Source organism: Methylobacterium sp. WL19 (assembly GCF_008040005.1).
GTDB classification, from domain to species: domain Bacteria; phylum Pseudomonadota; class Alphaproteobacteria; order Rhizobiales; family Beijerinckiaceae; genus Methylobacterium; species Methylobacterium bullatum.
The window spans coordinates 1-16,738 of record NZ_VRVC01000110.1; the positions used below are offsets into that span (position 1 = coordinate 1).

The 16,738-nt window shown below is 68.2% G+C and carries 12 protein-coding genes, 1 tRNA gene and 1 rRNA gene; 8 read left to right on the forward strand and 6 right to left on the reverse strand.

Translation table 11 applies throughout. The features are described from left to right. The coding region (locus FV220_RS18945) for a DNA polymerase Y family protein (RefSeq protein WP_147832871.1) at positions 1-1,425 on the forward strand (1,425 nt) is incomplete at its 5' end. Between the two features lie 244 nt (positions 1,426-1,669). Next, a complete protein-coding gene (locus FV220_RS18955) occupies positions 1,670-4,966 on the forward strand; it encodes an error-prone DNA polymerase (RefSeq protein ID WP_147832873.1) in 3,297 nt (1,098 codons plus the stop codon). 285 nt (positions 4,967-5,251) lie between these two features. Here the strand turns inward: FV220_RS18955 and FV220_RS18965 are convergent, their stop codons facing one another. From FV220_RS18965 to ubiG, 3 genes are all read right to left on the reverse strand, one after another. Further along, positions 5,252-6,226 carry an NADPH:quinone oxidoreductase family protein gene (locus tag FV220_RS18965; RefSeq protein WP_147832874.1) on the reverse strand — a complete coding sequence of 325 codons (975 nt, stop codon included), beginning with the start codon at positions 6,224-6,226 and terminating at the stop codon, positions 5,252-5,254. A gap of 79 nt (positions 6,227-6,305) precedes the next feature. Continuing rightward, a complete protein-coding gene (locus FV220_RS18970) occupies positions 6,306-6,875 on the reverse strand; it encodes a YbhB/YbcL family Raf kinase inhibitor-like protein (RefSeq protein WP_056142591.1) in 570 nt (189 codons plus the stop codon). A gap of 49 nt (positions 6,876-6,924) precedes the next feature. After that, a complete protein-coding gene (ubiG, locus tag FV220_RS18975; protein WP_147832875.1) occupies positions 6,925-7,671 on the reverse strand; it encodes a bifunctional 2-polyprenyl-6-hydroxyphenol methylase/3-demethylubiquinol 3-O-methyltransferase UbiG in 747 nt (248 codons plus the stop codon). A gap of 190 nt (positions 7,672-7,861) precedes the next feature. Between ubiG and FV220_RS18980 the strand changes: the two genes are divergently transcribed. The 5 genes from FV220_RS18980 to FV220_RS19000 all read left to right on the forward strand — a co-directional run bounded on the left by FV220_RS18980 (position 7,862) and on the right by FV220_RS19000 (position 15,286). Beyond that, entirely contained in the window at positions 7,862-9,097 is a 1,236-nt protein-coding gene (locus tag FV220_RS18980; RefSeq protein WP_026175632.1) for an aspartate kinase, read from the forward strand. A 73-nt stretch (positions 9,098-9,170) separates the two neighbouring features. After that, positions 9,171-11,435 (forward strand): phosphoenolpyruvate--protein phosphotransferase, encoded by a 2,265-nt coding sequence (gene ptsP / locus FV220_RS18985; protein ID WP_018042073.1) that lies wholly within the window; start codon positions 9,171-9,173, stop codon positions 11,433-11,435. Positions 11,436-11,534: 99 nt separating this feature from the next. Continuing rightward, the gene (prfA, locus tag FV220_RS18990) at positions 11,535-12,620 is read left to right on the forward strand and encodes a peptide chain release factor 1 (protein ID WP_018042072.1); all 1,086 of its coding nucleotides are present in this window, start codon (positions 11,535-11,537) and stop codon (positions 12,618-12,620) included. A 41-nt stretch (positions 12,621-12,661) separates the two neighbouring features. Next, the gene (gene prmC, locus FV220_RS18995) at positions 12,662-13,594 is read left to right on the forward strand and encodes a peptide chain release factor N(5)-glutamine methyltransferase (protein ID WP_147832876.1); all 933 of its coding nucleotides are present in this window, start codon (positions 12,662-12,664) and stop codon (positions 13,592-13,594) included. A gap of 402 nt (positions 13,595-13,996) precedes the next feature. Then, positions 13,997-15,286, forward strand: coding sequence for a DUF4167 domain-containing protein (locus tag FV220_RS19000; protein ID WP_147832877.1), 1,290 nt, complete (start codon positions 13,997-13,999; stop codon positions 15,284-15,286). A gap of 89 nt (positions 15,287-15,375) precedes the next feature. Here the strand turns inward: FV220_RS19000 and FV220_RS19005 are convergent, their stop codons facing one another. Then, complete coding sequence (locus FV220_RS19005; RefSeq protein ID WP_147832878.1) at positions 15,376-16,143, reverse strand: hypothetical protein; 768 nt, start codon at positions 16,141-16,143, stop codon at positions 15,376-15,378. A gap of 107 nt (positions 16,144-16,250) precedes the next feature. Here FV220_RS19005 and FV220_RS19010 point away from each other — a divergent pair, with 107 nt between their 5' ends. Further along, positions 16,251-16,415 (forward strand): YqaE/Pmp3 family membrane protein, encoded by a 165-nt coding sequence (locus tag FV220_RS19010; RefSeq protein ID WP_026175630.1) that lies wholly within the window; start codon positions 16,251-16,253, stop codon positions 16,413-16,415. 79 nt (positions 16,416-16,494) lie between these two features. Here FV220_RS19010 and FV220_RS19015 read toward each other — a convergent pair. Both FV220_RS19015 and rrf read right to left on the reverse strand, forming a co-directional pair. Beyond that, positions 16,495-16,571: transfer RNA gene (locus FV220_RS19015), tRNA-Met, on the reverse strand. A gap of 74 nt (positions 16,572-16,645) precedes the next feature. Beyond that, a 5S ribosomal RNA gene (rrf, locus tag FV220_RS19020) occupies positions 16,646-16,738 on the reverse strand; the annotation flags it as partial.

A 16,738-nucleotide genomic window follows, 5' to 3' on the forward strand; every position in this document is an offset into this window, starting at 1 on the left:
GCCTGGGCTCTCGGCCTGCGTCCGGGCGAGCCCCTCGCACGGGCTCGCGCCCGGATCGGGCCGGGCATCGCCGTTCATCCCGCAAACCCGGAGGCCGATGCCGCCGCCCTCGCGCGTCTCTGCCTCTGGGCCAAGCGGTATACACCCATGGTGGCGCCGTTCGGGCCGGGGGAAGGCGGAGACGGCTTCTTTCTCGACGTGGAGGGGGCGAGTCACCTGTTCGGCGGGGAAGACGCCCTGATGGGCGACCTCGCCGCCCGCCTGTCGGCCAATGCGATCCCCGCCCGGCTGGCCCTGGCCGACACGCCGGCCTGCGCCTTCGCGCTCGCCCGCCACGGTGCTTCGACGCGTCCCGTCATCGTGCCCCGGGAAGGCAACGCGCCGGCCCTGCGCGACCTCTGCGTGAGTGCCCTGCGGATCGAGCCGGCCATCGCCGAATCCCTCCGCCGCCTCGGCCTGCGCCGGATCGGGGCGCTGGCCGAGGCGGCCCGCCCTCCCCTGGCCCGACGCTTCGGCGAGACCCTGCTCCTGCGCCTCGACCAGGCGCTGGGGAGAAGGCCCGAGCCGCTGGTCTCCCTGGGGGAGCCGGCCGCCTTCGGCGCGAGTCGGGGTTTTCTCGATCCGATCGGACATCAGGCGATCATCGTCGCCACCGCCATACGGCTGATGCAGGAGATCGGCCCCCGCCTCGCCGCCTCGGGCCTGGGCGCGCGATCCCTGCGGCTGAGCCTCTACCGGGTCGACGGCATCGAGCGCAGCCTCGATCTCGGCCTGTCGGAACCGACCCTCTGCCCGACCCAGGTCGGGCGGTTGCTCGATCTGCGCCTCGACCGGCTCGGGCCGGCCCTCGATGCCGGCTTCGGCTTCGAGACCGTGCGGCTCGACGTGACCGGCATCGGCCGATTGGAGGTACGCCAGGGCGCGTTGGCCGAGACGGGCCTCGACCGGGAGGCCGAGACCGGCGGGACCGCCCGCCTCGCCGACGCCCTCAGACAACGCATCGGGGCCAGGGTCATCCGCGTGAGTCCACGGGCGAGCCACATCCCCGAACGCGCCGATGCCCTGGAGCCCTGGCGGGTGAGGAGAATCGAGATGCGGTGGCCCGAGCGGGTGGGCACCCGGCCTCAGGGCGGGATGCCGCCCCGTCCCCTCGTTCTCCTGTCTCGCAGCGAGGCGGCCGACGAGGTGTTTTCGCTCGCTCCCGACGGACCACCCCAGCGCTTCCGCTGGCGGCGGCGCCTGCACCGGATCGCCCATGCCGAGGGTCCGGAGCGCATCGCCGACGCCTGGTGGCACGCCCCTGCCCCCGCCCGGGATTACTACGTGGTCGAAGACGAATCCGGCCGGCGCCTCTGGCTCTACCGGGAAGGCTTCCACACGGCTGAAACGGCGGCGCGCTGGTTCGTGCAGGGATTGTTCGCGTGAGGGCCGAGATGACCGCCCTCCCCTCTCCCCGCCGGGCGGGGAGAGGATCGCGGGCACCTTGCCGTGCCTGCGATGAGCGGAGGCGAAGCCGGAGCGAGGGTGAGGGGGAGATTCCGGACGAGTCTCCTTCGGACGCCCCCCCTCACCCTCGGCTGCCGCCTCGCCGCGCCGACGACGGGGTCGTCGCGGCCCTCTCCCCGCTCGCGGGGAGAGGGGATCACGCGAACGGCCCATCATTCTGCGCATGACCCCGCCCTATGCCGAGCTCGCGGTCACCACGAACTTCTCGTTCCTGCGCGGGGCCTCGCATCCGCAGGAAATGGTGGCGCAGGGCGCCGAGTTCGGGCTCCACGCCATCGGCATCGCCGATCGCAACACGCTGTCGGGCGTGGTGCGCGGCCATGCCGAGGCCAAGCGCCGGGAGAAGACGGGCGAACCGACGATCCGCTACCTGCCGGGGGTCCGTCTCGTCACCGAGGAGGGGTTCGAGGCCGTCGCCTATCCGATGGACCGAGACGGCTACGGACGGCTCTGCCGGCTGCTCACGGACGGCAACCGCCGCTCGGAGAAGGGCGCGTGCCGGTTCGGTGTCCCGGACATGCTCGCGGCGGCAAGGGGGCAGGTCTTCATCGCGCTCCCGCCGGAGGAGGACGATCCCGTCTTCGCCCGCCATCTCGCCGCCCTGGCGGAGACGGCCCCCGGCCGCGTTTTTCTCGGCGCGAGCCATCGTTATCGCGGCGACGAGCGGCGTCGGCTCGGCCGCCTCGCCGGGTTCGGGGAGCGCCTCGGCGCGCCCATGGTGGCGGTCTCGGATGCGCTCTACCACCACCCCGACCGGCGCCCCCTGCAGGACGTGCTCGCCTGCATCCGCGAGGGCTGCACCCTGGTCGAGGCCGGCTATCGCCTGGAAGCCAATGCGGAGCGTCACCTGAAGCCACCCGCCGAAATGGCCCGGCTCTTCGCCGACCACCCGGAAGCGATCGCGCGCACGATCGAGATCGCCGAGACCTGCGGGTTCTCCCTGGAGGAGCTGAAATACGAGTATCCCGACGAGCCCGTTCCCCCCGGCCGGACGGCCCAGGGGCATCTCGAATACATGACCCGGCAAAGGGCCGAACTGCGCTACCCGGACGGTATCCCGGAGACGGTCGAAACCTCCCTGCGCACCGAGTTCGACCTGATCCGCCGCCTCGACTACGCCCGCTACTTCCTCACCATCCACGACATCGTCGAATTCGCCCGGAACCGGGGAATCCTGTGCCAGGGCCGCGGCTCGGCGGCCAATTCGGTTGTCTGCTACTGCCTCGGCATCACGGCGGTGGACCCGACCAAGATCCGGCTCCTGTTCGCCCGTTTCATTTCCGAGAGCCGGGACGAGCCGCCCGACATCGACGTCGATTTCGAGCACGAGCGCCGCGAGGAGGTGATCCAGTATCTCTACGACCGGTATGGGCGAGACCGGGCGGCGATCTGCGCCACGGTGATCCACTACCGGCCCCGCAGCGCGATCCGCGAGGTCGGCAAGGTGCTGGGTCTCACCCCCGACATCACCGGGATGATGGCCGACACGGTCTGGGGCTCCTGGGGCGCCGGCCTGCCCGACCAGCATATCGCGCAGGCCGGGCTCGACCCCGCCAACCCGGCGATCCGGCAGGCGGTGGACCTCGCGATCCAGCTCATCGGCTTCCCGCGCCACCTGTCGCAGCATGTGGGTGGGTTCGTGCTGACGAAGGGACGTCTCGACGAGACCGTGCCGGTGGGCAACGCGGCGATGGCCGACCGTACCTTCATCGAATGGGACAAGGACGACATCGACACGATCGGCCTCCTCAAGGTCGACGTGCTGGCGCTCGGCATGCTCACCTGCCTCCGGCGCGGCCTCGACTTCCTGCGCGAGGATCACGGCATCGCCTACGAGACGCTGGCCGACCTCCCGCGCGAAGAGCCGGAGGTCTACGCGATGCTGTCGAAGGCCGATTCCGTCGGCGTGTTCCAGGTCGAGAGCCGGGCGCAGATGTCGATGCTGCCGCGCCTGAAGCCGAAGGAATTCTACGATCTCGTGGTTCAGGTCGCCATCGTGCGTCCGGGGCCGATCCAGGGCGACATGGTCCATCCCTACCTGCGCCGGCGCTCGGGCGAGGAGCCCGTCGTCTTCCCGTCCCCCTCCCCCGAGCACGGGCCGAAGGACGAACTCGAGGAGGTGTTGAAGCGGACCTTCGGCGTGCCGCTGTTCCAGGAGCACGCCATGCAGATCGCGATCACGGCGGCCGGCTTCACGCCCTCGGAGGCCGACGGGTTGCGCCGGGCCATGGCCACCTTCCGGCACAACGGGCAGATCGTGAATTTCAGGACCAAGTTCATCGAGGGCATGGCCGGGCGCGGCTATCCGCGCGATTTCGCCGAGCGCTGCTTCAAGCAGATCGAGGGATTCTCAACCTACGGCTTTCCTGAGAGCCACGCGGCGAGCTTCGCCCTGCTGGTCTATGCCTCGGCCTGGATGAAGTGCCGCCACCCGGACGTCTTCCTCGCCGCGATCCTGAATTCGCAGCCCATGGGCTTCTACCAGCCGGCCCAGCTGGTGCGGGATGCCCGTGCCCACGGCGTCGAGGTACGCGGACCCGACGTCAATGCCAGCGAATGGGATTGCACCCTGGAACCGGCCTCGGCGCAGAGGGGGCCGGAGCGCCGCTTCGCCGTCCGCATCGGCCTGCGCCAGGTGAGCGGCCTGCCGAAGGCCGGCATGGCCCGGCTCGTTGCTCTGCGCGGCAATGGCTATGCCAGCGTCGAGGGCCTGCAGGCCGCCCTGACACTGCCCCGCAACGCCCTCGAGCGCCTGGCCGAGGCCGACGCCTTCCGCTCCCTCGACCTCGACCGCCGCGCCGCCCTCTGGGCGGTGAGGGCACTGGAAGGCACCTCGACGCGCGCCAGCGCCGGGCGGGGCGTCTCCACCGACCGGCGCACCCATCTCCTCGATGCGCCGATGCCGCTCTTCGCCTTCCATGCCGATGACGGCCTGTTCCGGGCCGAGCCCGCGGTGGAGTTGCCCGCCATGGCACTCTCCGAGCATGTGGCGGAGGATTACGTCTCCACCGGCCTTTCGCTGAAGGGCCATCCGGTGGCGTTCTTCCGCGCCCGCCTCGCCCGCATCGGCGCGATCCCGGCGGCGGCGCATCACGATCCCTCATGGGCCCAGAATGCCCGCGTCACGGTAGCGGGCCTCGTCCTCACCCGGCAGCGCCCCGGCACCGCCAAGGGCATGGTGTTCCTGACGCTGGAGGACGAGACCGGCATCTGCAACGTCATCGTCTGGAAGAAGGTCTTCGAAGCCAACCGGCGCATCGCCATGAGCGCCCGCTTCATCGCCGTGCGCGGGCGCATCCAGCGCTCGGGGCTGGTGGTCCATCTCCTGGCCGAGCAGTTCCGCGACCTGACGGAGGAATTGCGGACCCTGCGCGAGGGCGGTCTCCCCCTCCCACCGGAGACCACGGATTTCGGGGCGCCGCCGGACCGGCGCGTCTACCGCAGCCGGGATTTCCATTGAGGGGCGGTGCGCCTGTGGACGCGGACGACGTTCAAGCGAAGAGACCGGTGCGCATCCCCTCTCCCCGCAGGCGGGGAGAGGGCCGCGACGACCTCGTCGTCGGCGCGGCGAGGCGGCAGCCGTGGGTGAGGGGGCGATTGCGGAAGAGGCTCTTTCGGAATTGCCCCCTCACCGTCGCTCCGCTCACCGAAGGCACGACAAGGTGCCTTCGGTCCTCTCCCCGCGTGCGGGGAGAGGCGGGCTCTCTCCCAATGTTGAGCAGATCATCGCATACCAACACCCCCCTCACGGCCGCAGCAGCACCTTGCCCACGGCCTCGCGGCGCTTGAGGATGCCAAGCGCCCCGGCATAATCATCCAGGGGATAGGTGCCGTGGATCTTGGCCTTGAGGCGCCCCTCCGCCACCCAGGCGAGGAGTTGTTCCTGGTTCGCCCGGTGAGCCTCGGGCTCGCGCTCCACGAACACCCCCCAATGCACGCCCTGGATGTCGATGCCCTTCAAGAGAGCGAGGTTGAGGGGAATGCGCGGGATGTCGCCGGCCGCGAAGCCGATGACGAGGTAGCGCCCCTTCCAGCCGAGCGAACGGAGCGCAGGTTCGGCGTAGTCGCCGCCGATGGGATCGTAGATCACGTCGACGCCCCGTCCCTCGGTGAGCTTCTTCAACCCCTCGCGCAGATTGTCCGCGCTGTAATCGAGCCCCAACTCGGCGCCGTGCGCCTGCGCCACCGCGAGCTTGTCCGGTGAGGAGGCGCAGGCGATCACCTTCGCTCCCATGATCACGCCGAGTTCCACCGCCGCGAGGCCGACGCCGCCCGAGGCGCCGAGAACCGCCAGCGTCTCGCCGGGCTGAAGCTTCGCGCGATCCCGCAGGGCGTGGAGCGAGGTGCCGTAGGTGATGGTGAGGCCGGCCGCCTGCTCGTCGCTCACCGCATCGGGGACGGCGGTGAGATGCCGGGTGCCCACCGCGATGCGCTCCGCACAGGTGCCGTAGGTGCGGTGGACGATGACGCGGTCGCCGACCTCGAAACCCTCGACGCCCTCCCCGAGGGCCTCGATGATTCCGACCGCTTCGCCGCCGGGCGAGAACGGCAGATCGGGCTTCACCTGATAGCGCCCTGCGATGATGAGCGTATCGAAGAAGTTCAGCGCCGCCAGCGTCACCCGCACCACGGCCTCACCCGGACCGGCGACCGGATCGGCCACTTCGACGATTGCGAGATCCTCGGGGCCGCCGAGCCTGGTGCAGAGCAAAGCCTTCATGCCGATCCTCCCTTGAGCCGCAGCGCCTTTTGCTTGAGCGCGCTTGCACCGATTGGCGGCATCGGCGCAAGCGGCGGCGTCAGCGGCGCTCGTAGAGTCCGGTCAGGCAGCCCTTGGCGAGGACTCGACCCGTCATAGCCTCGATGAGCGCGGCACGTCCCGGACTCGCCGGCAGATCGAGCGGAGCATCCAGGGCGTAGATCTGGAACAGGTAGGCGTGGGGGCCATGTCCGGTGGGCGGGTCCGGCGGCAGCCATTGGTCCTTGAGAAAGCTGTTCTGCCCGAGGTCATGCTGCGATCCCTCACCGGCGGCGCTGGCGAGAGCGCCTTCGGGAAGGCTTTCGCTTGCGGCGAGATTCCAGGCGATGAGATGGACGAGGGGTTTCGGAGTCGGGCTACCGGCATCCTCCACCAGAAGCACCACGCGGCTCGTACCGGCCGGCAGGCCGCTCCATGACAGCGGCGGCGAGACGCCCGGCCCATCGGCGGTCAAGCGCGCAGGAAGGCTCGCCCCGTCGGCGAAGGCCGGACTCGTCAGCGAGATCGTCTCGGGCACGCTCCCGAAATCCCGGTGGTAGGCGGTCGTGTCGAGCCCGGCCTTCAGGCCCGACAGGGCCGCGCCGACCGCGTGCGGAAGCTTTTCCAGCATGATGTCTCCTCGTCGATTCGCGTGGTCAACGAGGAGGGGCGCACCCGGTTCAGGCCGGACGGGCGGCCGCGACCATGTAGTTCACCGCCGTGTCGCGGGCGGGCCGCCAGCTCCCGTCGAGGGGATTGAACACGACGCCGGTGGTATCGGTGACGGAGAGGCCGCCGCGTGCGATGGCGCGGGACAGTTCGTCAGGCTTCACGAACTTGTTCCAGTCGTGGGTTCCGCGCGGCAGCCAGCCGAGGACGTATTCCGCTCCGACGATGGCCAGCGCGAAGGAGCGCATCGTGCGGTTCAGGGTGGCGGCGAACAGGAGACCGCCCGGCTTCACCGCCTGGCAGGCGCTGGCGACGAAGGCCGGCATGTCGACCACGTGCTCCACCACCTCCATAATTAGGACGACGTCGAACCGCTCGCCCGCCGCCACCACCTCCTCGATGGTTTGAGAGCGGTAATCCACCGCCACGCCCCCGGCCTTCGCATGGGAACGCGCCACGGCGATGTTGGTGGGCGCCGGATCGAGCCCCGTGACGCTGGCGCCGAGGCGCGCCAGGGGCTCGGACAGGACACCGCCGCCGCAGCCGACATCGACGATGGTCAGCCCCTTCAGCGGATAGGGCATGCGCGGGTCGCGGCCGAATTCCCGGCAGATCGCGTCGCGGACATAGGCGAGGCGCACCGGGTTGAACCGGTGCAGCACCTTCATCGGCCCGTCCTCGGCCCACCACGTCGCGGCGATGCCCTCGAAGCGCGCGACTTCCTCGGCGTCGATGGAAGAAGATGCCGCTGGGTTCATTCGCCTGACCTTCCGACCCGGATGCGGGCCATCCCGCCCGCATGCCCGATTGTTGACACGTCCGAAGTGCCCTTGTACCCGCCGAAGCACCGGCCGGTACAGCGGCGGGACGCCGCTCCGGCTCGAAGCCGATAAAGCGCCGTGCTCCCGGCGGACAGCCGGCTCTGGAATGGATCGACGCGGACCCGACATGCCCCGTTTGGTGATGAAGTTCGGCGGCACATCGGTGGCGACCGTGGACCGTATCCGCAACGTGGCCCTCCACGTGGCGCGCGAGATCGAGGCCGGCTACGACGTCGCCGTCGTGGTCTCGGCCATGTCCGGCAAGACCAACGAACTGGTGGCCTGGGTCAAGGACGCCAACCCGCTCTACGACGAGGCCGAGTACGACGCCGTCGTCGCCTCGGGCGAACTCGTCACCGCGGGCCTCCTCGCCACGGCGCTCCGGAAGAACGGCATCAAGGCCCGCTCCTGGCAGGGCTGGCAGATCCCCATCGAGACCTCCGATGCCCATGGCTCGGCACGGATCGAGGCGATCGACCCCAAGAATCTCGATGCCGGCTTCGCCCGCGGTGAAGTCGCCGTGATCGCAGGCTTCCAAGGCATTCACGCCGAGACCGGCCGCGTCACCACGCTCGGCCGGGGCGGCTCGGATACCAGCGCGGTGGCCATCGCCGCCGCCATCGGCGCCGAGCGCTGCGACATCTACACCGACGTCGACGGCGTCTACACCACCGACCCGCGCGTGGTGCAGAAGGCCCGGCGCATGGAGCGCGTGACCTTCGAGGAGATGCTGGAGATGGCCTCCCTCGGAGCCAAGGTGCTCCAGGTCCGCTCCGTCGAACTCGCCATGGTCCATCGCGTACCGACCACGGTGCGCTCCAGCTTCGACCCGCCCGACAACGCCCGCACAGGCACCCTCATCTGCGACGAGGACGACATCGTGGAACAGCAGATCATCACCGGGATCGCCTTCTCGAAGGACGAGGCGCAGATCACCCTCCGGCGCGTCAAGGACAGCCCCGGCGTCGCCGCGGCGATCTTCGGGCCGCTGGCGGACGCCAACATCAACGTCGACATGATCATCCAGACCGTGTCGGGCGACCAGTCGACCACGGACATGACCTTCACGGTCCCCTCCGCCGATTACGACCGCGCCCGCACGATTCTCGACGCCCAGAGCGGCATCATCGAATTTGCCCAGATCGAAGGCGCCACCGATGTCGTGAAGGTTTCGGCGATCGGCGTCGGCATGCGCAGCCATGCGGGCGTCGCCGCCAAGGCATTCAGGGCGCTCGCGCAGAAGGGAATCAACATCCGCGCGATCACCACGTCGGAAATCAAGTTTTCCGTATTGATCGATGCGGCTTACACGGAGCTTGCCGTGCGCACGCTCCACTCGCTATACGGCCTCGATCAGGCTTGAGCGCCGCCCCCGTCGCCGCGCACGAAACTTGCTCAGGCGGGCCTCGGGGGACTGAATTCGGATCGAGGAGACCATGCCTGCTGCGCCCGGAGGCCCGCGCCTGCTGCTGCGCCGCCTCCGCGAAGCGATGGCGGAGCCGGTCAGTCCACAGGCACGTCTCGACCGTATCGTCACCCTCATCGCGGCGAACGTCATCGCCGAGGTCTGCTCAGTCTATGTGCTGAGCGATGACAACACGCTCGAATTGTTTGCCACCGAGGGCCTGAACCGTTCGGCCGTCCACCTGACCCGGATGCGGGCGGACGAGGGCCTCGTCGGCCTCATCGCCAAGACCGCCGAACCGCTCTCGCTCTCGGACGCCCAGTCGCATCCGTCCTTCTCGTACCGGCCCGAGACCGGGGAAGAGGCCTACCACGCCTTCCTCGGCGTGCCGCTCCTGCGCGCGGGGAACACCCTCGGCGTCCTCGTGGTGCAGAACCTCACTTACCGGGTCTATTCGGAGGAAGAGATCGAGGCGCTCCAGACGACGGCGATGGTGCTGTCCGAGATGATCGCTTCGGGTGAACTGCAATCCCTGGCACCGGGCGCAGGCTCGGCCGCGCGCCGCGCCGTGAGCCAGCGCGGTGTCGCGCTCGCCGACGGCATCGGCCTCGGGCACGTGGTGCTGCACGAGCCGCGCATCATCGTGAAGCAGCTCATCGCCGAGAACCTGGAGCGCGAGGTCGAGCGCCTGGAGGAGGCCATCGGCGAGGTCCGCTCGGCCATCGACGAACTCGTGGAGCGCGGCGACATCATCGGCACCGGCGAATCCCGCGAGGTGCTGGAGACCGTGCGGATGTTCGCCCACGACAAGGGCTGGCTGCGCCGGATGCGCGAGGCTGTCCATTCCGGCCTTACGGCGGAGGCCGCCGTGGAGCGTGTCCAATCGGACAACCGCGCCCGGATGATGCGACAGAGCGATCCGTATCTGCGCGACCGGCTGCACGACCTCGACGACCTCGCCAATCGCCTCCTGCGCACGCTGATCGGCACGGAGGGCAACGGCACGCACCGGGAGCTCCCGGAGAACGCGATCCTCGTCGCCCGCTCCATGGGGCCGGCGGCCCTCCTCGACTACGACCGTGCTTCCCTGCGCGGCGTGGTGCTGGAGGAAGGCGGCCCGACGAGCCACATCGCCATCGTCGCCCGCGCCCTCGGGATCCCGGCGGTGGGCGAGATCGCCAACGCCACGGCGCTCTGCGACGCGGGTGATGCGATCATCGTCGACGGGGTGACCGGCGAGATCCAGGTCCGGCCCGGCCCTGAGATCGAGGCGGCCTATGCCGAGCAGGTCCGCCTGCGCGCGCGCCGCCAGGAACAGTACCGGGCGCTTCGCGACCTGCCAGCCGTCACCACGGACGGGGTCGCCATCGGCCTGCAGCTCAATGCCGGGCTGCTGGTGGACCTGACCCATCTCCACGAGACCGGGGCGGAGGGCATCGGCCTGTTCCGCACCGAGCTGCAGTTCATGGTGGCGCAGCGGATGCCGTCCGCCGCCGAGCAGCAATCGCTCTACGAGGCGGTGTTCTCGGCCACCGGCGACCTGCCGGTGACGATCCGCACCCTCGATATCGGCGGCGACAAGATCCTGCCCTACATGCCGGCCCTCGAGGAGGAGAACCCGGCCCTCGGCTGGCGCGCCATCCGCATCGGCCTCGACCGCCCCGCCCTGTTGCGGGTGCAGCTGCGCGCGCTTCTCAGGGCCGCGTCGGGCCGGCCCCTCAAGATCATGTTCCCGATGGTGGCCACGGTGGACGAGTTCGTCCGCGCCAAGGCCATCGTCGACCGGGAGAAGGCGCATCTGCGCCGCCACGGCCACGTCCTGCCGAGCGATTGCCGCCTCGGCGTGATGGTCGAGGTGCCCTCGCTCCTGTTCCAGATCGACGAGATCGCCAAGGTCGCCGACTTCCTGTCGGTGGGCTCCAACGACCTGATGCAGTTCCTCTTCGCGGTGGACCGCGAGAACCGCCGCGTCGCCGACCGGTTCGACACGCTGAGCATCCCGGCCCTGCGCGCCTTCCGCCTCATCGCGGAGCGGGCGACCGCCGCCGGCTGCCCCGTTACCATCTGCGGCGAGATCGGCGGCAAGCCCCTGGAGGCGATGGCCCTGATCGGCCTCGGCTTCCGCAACCTGTCGATGTCGCCGGCCTCCATCGGCCCGGTCAAGGCGATGGTGCTCGCCCTCGATGCGGCCGCCGTCACCGCCCTCATCGATGCGGAGATCGAACGGGCGGGCGACAGTGCCTCCCTGAGGCCGGTCCTCACGGCCTTCGCCAAGGCGCAGGGCGTGCCTATCTAGCGAGCGTGACGGCGTCTTGCCGAGAGCCACGACCACCCCCGCGGACCCGGCACGTCCGTCGGACATGCGTATTCCACAGTTGAGAGTATCCTCCGGGCGATGACCCCTATTCCTTCAGACCGTCTCGACGCCATCCTGACGCGGCACGACATCGTCACCGCCACGCTCAGCGCAGGCTCGGCCGATTCCGACAGCTTCGTCCAGCTGTCCAGGGAACTAGCCGAGCTCGACGGCGTGGTGGCGGCGATCCACGCCTACCGCGCCGCGGCGACGAACCTCGCCGAGATCGAGGCCCTCATCGACGAGCCGGGGGGGGATGCGGAGATGCGCGCTCTCGCCGCCGCCGAGAAGCCCGATGCGGAAGCGGGGCTCGAGGCCGCCCACAAGGCGCTCCAGGTCATCCTGCTGCCCAAGGACGCCGCCGACGAGAAGAGCGCGATCCTCGAAATCCGCGCCGGCACCGGCGGCGACGAGGCCGCGCTCTTCGCCGGCGACCTGTTCCGCATGTACGCGAAATACGCCGACCTGAAGGGCTGGAAGGTCGACGTCATTTCCGAGAGCGAGGGCACCGTCGGCGGCTATCGCGAAGTCATCGCCGAGGTGAAGGGCAAAGGCGTCTTCGCCAAGCTGAAATTCGAAAGCGGAGCGCACCGCGTCCAGCGCGTGCCCGACACCGAAGCGCAGGGACGGATTCACACTTCCGCCGCCACGGTGGCGGTGCTGCCGGAAGCCGAGGAGGTCGATATCGTCGTCAACGATGCCGACCTGAAGATCGACACGATGCGGTCACAGGGCGCCGGCGGCCAGCACGTCAACAAGACGGAATCGGCGATCCGCATCACCCACATGCCGAGCGGGATCGTCATCTTCGTCCAGGAAGAGCGCTCGCAGCACAAGAACCGGGCGCGCGCCATGTCGCTCCTGCGTGCCAAGCTCTACGATGCGGAACGCACGGCAAAGGACGCCGTCCGGGCCGCGGACCGCAAGTCGCAGGTCGGTTCCGGCGATCGTTCGGAGCGCATTCGCACGTACAATTTCCCGCAGGCGCGGGTCACCGACCATCGCATCAATCTCACGCTCTACAAGCTGGAAGAGGTGCTCGCGGGAGAGGCCCTCGACGAGCTCGTGGATGCCCTCATCACCGAGCACCAGGCGGAACTCATGGCCGCCGAAGGCATGGCGTGAACGAACCTGGCGTAAACGAGCCTGGCGGCACGCGACTTGGCGTGACCGAAGACGACGCGGTGAGTGGCGGCATCGATCCTCGGCAGTCCCGCTCGCAGGCCTTGCGCCATGCCGTTGCGGCTTTTTCCCAAGCCGGGATCGACGCTGGGGCAAGCGATGCCCGGTTCCTCCTCCTCCACGTCCTCGGCATCACGCCGACAGAGCTCGCCCTTTCCGGTGCGGAGCCCATCGGCGAGCAGGGTGCCCTGCGGCTGGGGGAGGCGATGCTCCGGCGGCTCGCGGGCGAGCCCGTGGCGCGCATCCTCGGCGAGTGGGAGTTCTGGGGCCTCCCGTTCATCCTCAACGCGGCGACCCTGGTGCCACGGCCCGATACCGAGACCGTCGTCGATGCCGCTTTGGCGCTCCACACCACCCGCGACCGCCCCCTCCGCCTTCTCGATCTCGGAACCGGATCCGGCTGCATTCTCGTCTCGCTCCTCGGCGAATGGAAACAGGCCTTCGGAGTGGGCCTCGACCGCTCGCACGAAGCGCTCGCCTGCGCCCGGACCAATGCCCGGATCAACGGTGTCGGGAGGCGGGCCGCCTTCGTCGCGGGGGATTGGTGCTCCGCCCTCGGCAAGCCGTTCGACGTCGTCCTCTCGAACCCGCCCTACATCGCGAGCGCGATCATCTCGACCTTGTCCAGGGAAGTCCGCTGCCATGATCCGCTCGGTGCCCTCGACGGTGGCGAGGATGGACTCGAGGCGTACAGACGGATCGTGAGGGAAGTGAGCGGGGCGACGGACGGTCGTCCCCTGCTCACCCCGGACGGAGCCCTCGTCTTCGAGGTCGGCCATGATCAGGCCGAGGACGTATTGAGGATCGGCCGCGAGGCGGGGTTCGCACGGGGGTCCGTGAGGCAAGATCTGGCCGGCCACGCCCGTGTCGTCACGCTGGCCGGACGTCCGCCAACGGCCAACGACGACAGGAGATGAAAAAGAGCTTGTTGTGGGCTTGGGGAGTCGCTAGTGTCACAGTCAGGTCGCGAACGATCCGTCAAGGCGGATCGAGGTAGAAGTGTCGGCGGCGTCTAGCACGCGATACTTTTAGACGATCTCCCCACCATCAAGCCGATACGCACGAGACGCCGTGTGGAAGCTTGATGAATTGAGTGCCAGACGACCGATGAGCGCCGCACTGTGAGCGCAGGAATCGGTTGACCGGACATACGGCGAGCACGGCAAAATCGATCGCGGAACCACTGACCGGATCCTACGAGGACTAGGAAGTGCCCGAAACGGGTTCTCCTTCTTCGCCCGTAGCCCCGCCGCATCATCAGACGCTCCGATTTGAACGAGGGTCAATCGAGACCGATGAGACCAAACCAGAATAGACGGATGCGCGGTCGCAACCGCCCCAAAGGTCCCAATCCGCTGACGCGTTCCTACGAGTCCAACGGGCCGGATGTAAAAATCCGTGGGACGGCGCAGCATATCGCCGACAAATACGCCCAGCTCGCGCGCGATGCGCAAGCCAGTGGTGACCCGGTGGCCGCCGAGAATTACTTCCAGCACGGCGAGCATTATTTCCGCATCATCTCGGGTGCCCAGGAGCAGAACCGCCAGCAGAACGGTGGGTATGCCCGTAACGGCTACGACGATGACGACGACGGCGACGATGAGGGTCAGGGCGCGAGCCTGGGCTATGCTGCCAACGGCTACGGCAACGGCTATAACGAGGAATACGGCGATCCGGCCCAACAGCCTCAGCCACAGCCTCAGCCGCAATCCTACGAGCCCCGCCAGGATACCCGGCAAGATACTCGGCAAGACTCGCCGTCGGATCAGCGTCATCCACGCCGGGAGCGCTTCCAGAACCGCAACGATCGCCCGCAGCGTTTCGAGGGCAATCGAGACGGCAACCGGCAAGATGGCGGCCGCCAGGAGGGCTCTCGCTACGACGGAAACCGCAACGACGGTGGTCGGCAGGATTACAACCGGCAGGATTCCTTCCGGGGCGAGGGCAACAGGCAGGAAAACACGAGGCAAGAAAGCCCGAGGTACGAGCAGGCGAGGCCTGACCAGGCGCGCCAGGATTATGCTCGGCAGGACCAGCCCCGTGCCGATTTCAATCGTGCCCAGGGTCGTAACGAAGGCCGCAACGACGGCTCCCGCTACGAGAACCCTCGCAGCGAATTTCAGGGCGGCGATGCTCAGCCGAAGCAGGATGTGACGCCCCAGGACACCTCACGTCAGGAAGCGCCCCGGCAGGATGCTCATCGTCAGGAGAGTCCGCGCCAGGAACCGGTTCGCTTCGAAACCGCTCGCCAGGATTCCCCCCGTCAGGACACCGCCCGCAACGACGCCCGTCGTTCTTCGGAGACGGCCCCGCGGCGTTCCCGTCGCCGGGAAGAGCCCGATCTGCGGTCTTCCGAGGATGTCGCGGCCCTTCCGGCCTTCCTGACCGCCGTTCCTCGCCCAGTGGCCCCGCCGCCGTTGCCTGAGCGTTTCGTGGAACCGACCGCCGCGCCGGAACCGACGCGGGATCTCGCCGGCGACGTGTCGAAGGACGATACCTCTCCCACCGCCCCCAAGCCCCGTCGTCGGCGTCGTCCGCGTTTCGAAGGATCGGAGAGTTCCGAGGGCGGCAGCAACAGCACCGACGATACGCCCTCCACCGTGGAATAGGGTATCGGACCCGCTACCCGACCAATTCGGAAGCCGCCCCTGACCGGGCGGCTTTTTTCGTTCGGGCGCTACGACGTCGTGCCAATCTCTCATGGTCGCCAATCGAGATGAGCCTGGACGCGATGGCGCTCCCTTCTGTGTCGTTCGACTTCACCGAACGGTGCGAGCTCCCAGATCCAGGACCGATCCGGTTCGGGCAGGACGATGCCATGCAGAAGATCGAACCGTTCGACGAGCTGGCCTTCGCGATTGTCCGTCACCTGCTCGGTATCGGCGATGAGACAGACACGCGTCTGCAGACGTGACAATCCTTCGAGGTGACCCGCCACGATACTGCGGCCGAGTTCGTCGGGAGGAGGTCTGTTGCGCGACTCGAACCAATCCAGTGGCAGGATCGGCAATTGCGAGAGACAGTTGGCTGAGACGACGAAGTCGATGTCACCCCGATCGAACACCGAGAGAGGATCGGCACACCGCTCCCCCTCCCCTCTCAGCCATTTCACGCATCCACTCAGATCCGAGACCTGCAGAGCGACATTCGCATAGCGATGCGCCGCCCAGCGCGCCGGCCAGAGATGGACCATGTCGACGAGGATCACGCGCTCGAAACATTGGGCCAGATGAGCCAAGGGTACGTCGTCCAGGAGGCCCGACCCGAGGACCACGGCGGTGCGACGACGGTCCAGATCTGCGCAGGATTGCCTTATGGCGGACCGGGCCGCATCGAGATGGTCCGCCCATGCCGCGCGACAGCGCCGCGACCGCGACATCAACAGGACGCTCTCGCGCAGATACCCCAGCGTCCGCTGCGCCCGCGGGACCGGCGTCGTCAGGTAGTGAAGGCCTTCGATCAGCATGAGATGACGACCAGTCGCGCTGCGGGAACAGCGAGGCCGAGGGAACTTAAGCGCGGCCGTTTCGGTTCACCGGAGCGACCAATCACATGATCGATCAGGGGAACACTGTGTCCAGCCTCATTCGCATTCTCATCGCGATTTTCCTGCCGCCGATCGCGGTGCTTCTGACCGTCGGGATCGGGGTTCAGTTCTTTTTGAACATCCTGCTGTGCATTTTGTTCTATCTGCCGGGTTCGATCCACGCGCTTTGGATCGTGATGCGTTCCCGCTGAGTTTGGATATGTCATTTGACACGCAAAAGCCCGCGGCGTTTGACGCTGCGGGCTTTTGCGTGTGGTGTTCTTGTGTGTTTGGTTGCGGGGACAGGATTTGAACCTGTGACCTTCAGGTTATGAGCCTGACGAGCTACCGGGCTGCTCCACCCCGCGCCAGGGTGTTCTGCCGGCGACAATGTGCCGGCAAGTATGGATCGTTGAGGGGGGATGTTTTCTGTACTGTGCAGGTCTGGCGGCGACCGACTCTCCCGTGTCTTGAGACACAGTACCATGGGCGCTGGTGTGTTTAACGGCCGAGTTCGAGATGGGATCGGGTTCTG

Coding starts and splice junctions, on each gene's coding strand:
- FV220_RS18955 (WP_147832873.1), top strand. CDS start 1,670: ATGACCCCGCCCTATGCCGAGCTCGCGGTCACCACGAACTTCTCGTTC.
- FV220_RS18965 (WP_147832874.1), bottom strand. CDS start 6,226: ATGAAGGCTTTGCTCTGCACCAGGCTCGGCGGCCCCGAGGATCTCGCA.
- FV220_RS18970 (WP_056142591.1), bottom strand. CDS start 6,875: ATGCTGGAAAAGCTTCCGCACGCGGTCGGCGCGGCCCTGTCGGGCCTG.
- ubiG (WP_147832875.1), bottom strand. CDS start 7,671: ATGAACCCAGCGGCATCTTCTTCCATCGACGCCGAGGAAGTCGCGCGC.
- FV220_RS18980 (WP_026175632.1), top strand. CDS start 7,862: ATGCCCCGTTTGGTGATGAAGTTCGGCGGCACATCGGTGGCGACCGTG.
- ptsP (WP_018042073.1), top strand. CDS start 9,171: ATGCCTGCTGCGCCCGGAGGCCCGCGCCTGCTGCTGCGCCGCCTCCGC.
- prfA (WP_018042072.1), top strand. CDS start 11,535: ATGACCCCTATTCCTTCAGACCGTCTCGACGCCATCCTGACGCGGCAC.
- FV220_RS19000 (WP_147832877.1), top strand. CDS start 13,997: ATGCGCGGTCGCAACCGCCCCAAAGGTCCCAATCCGCTGACGCGTTCC.
- FV220_RS19005 (WP_147832878.1), bottom strand. CDS start 16,143: ATGCTGATCGAAGGCCTTCACTACCTGACGACGCCGGTCCCGCGGGCG.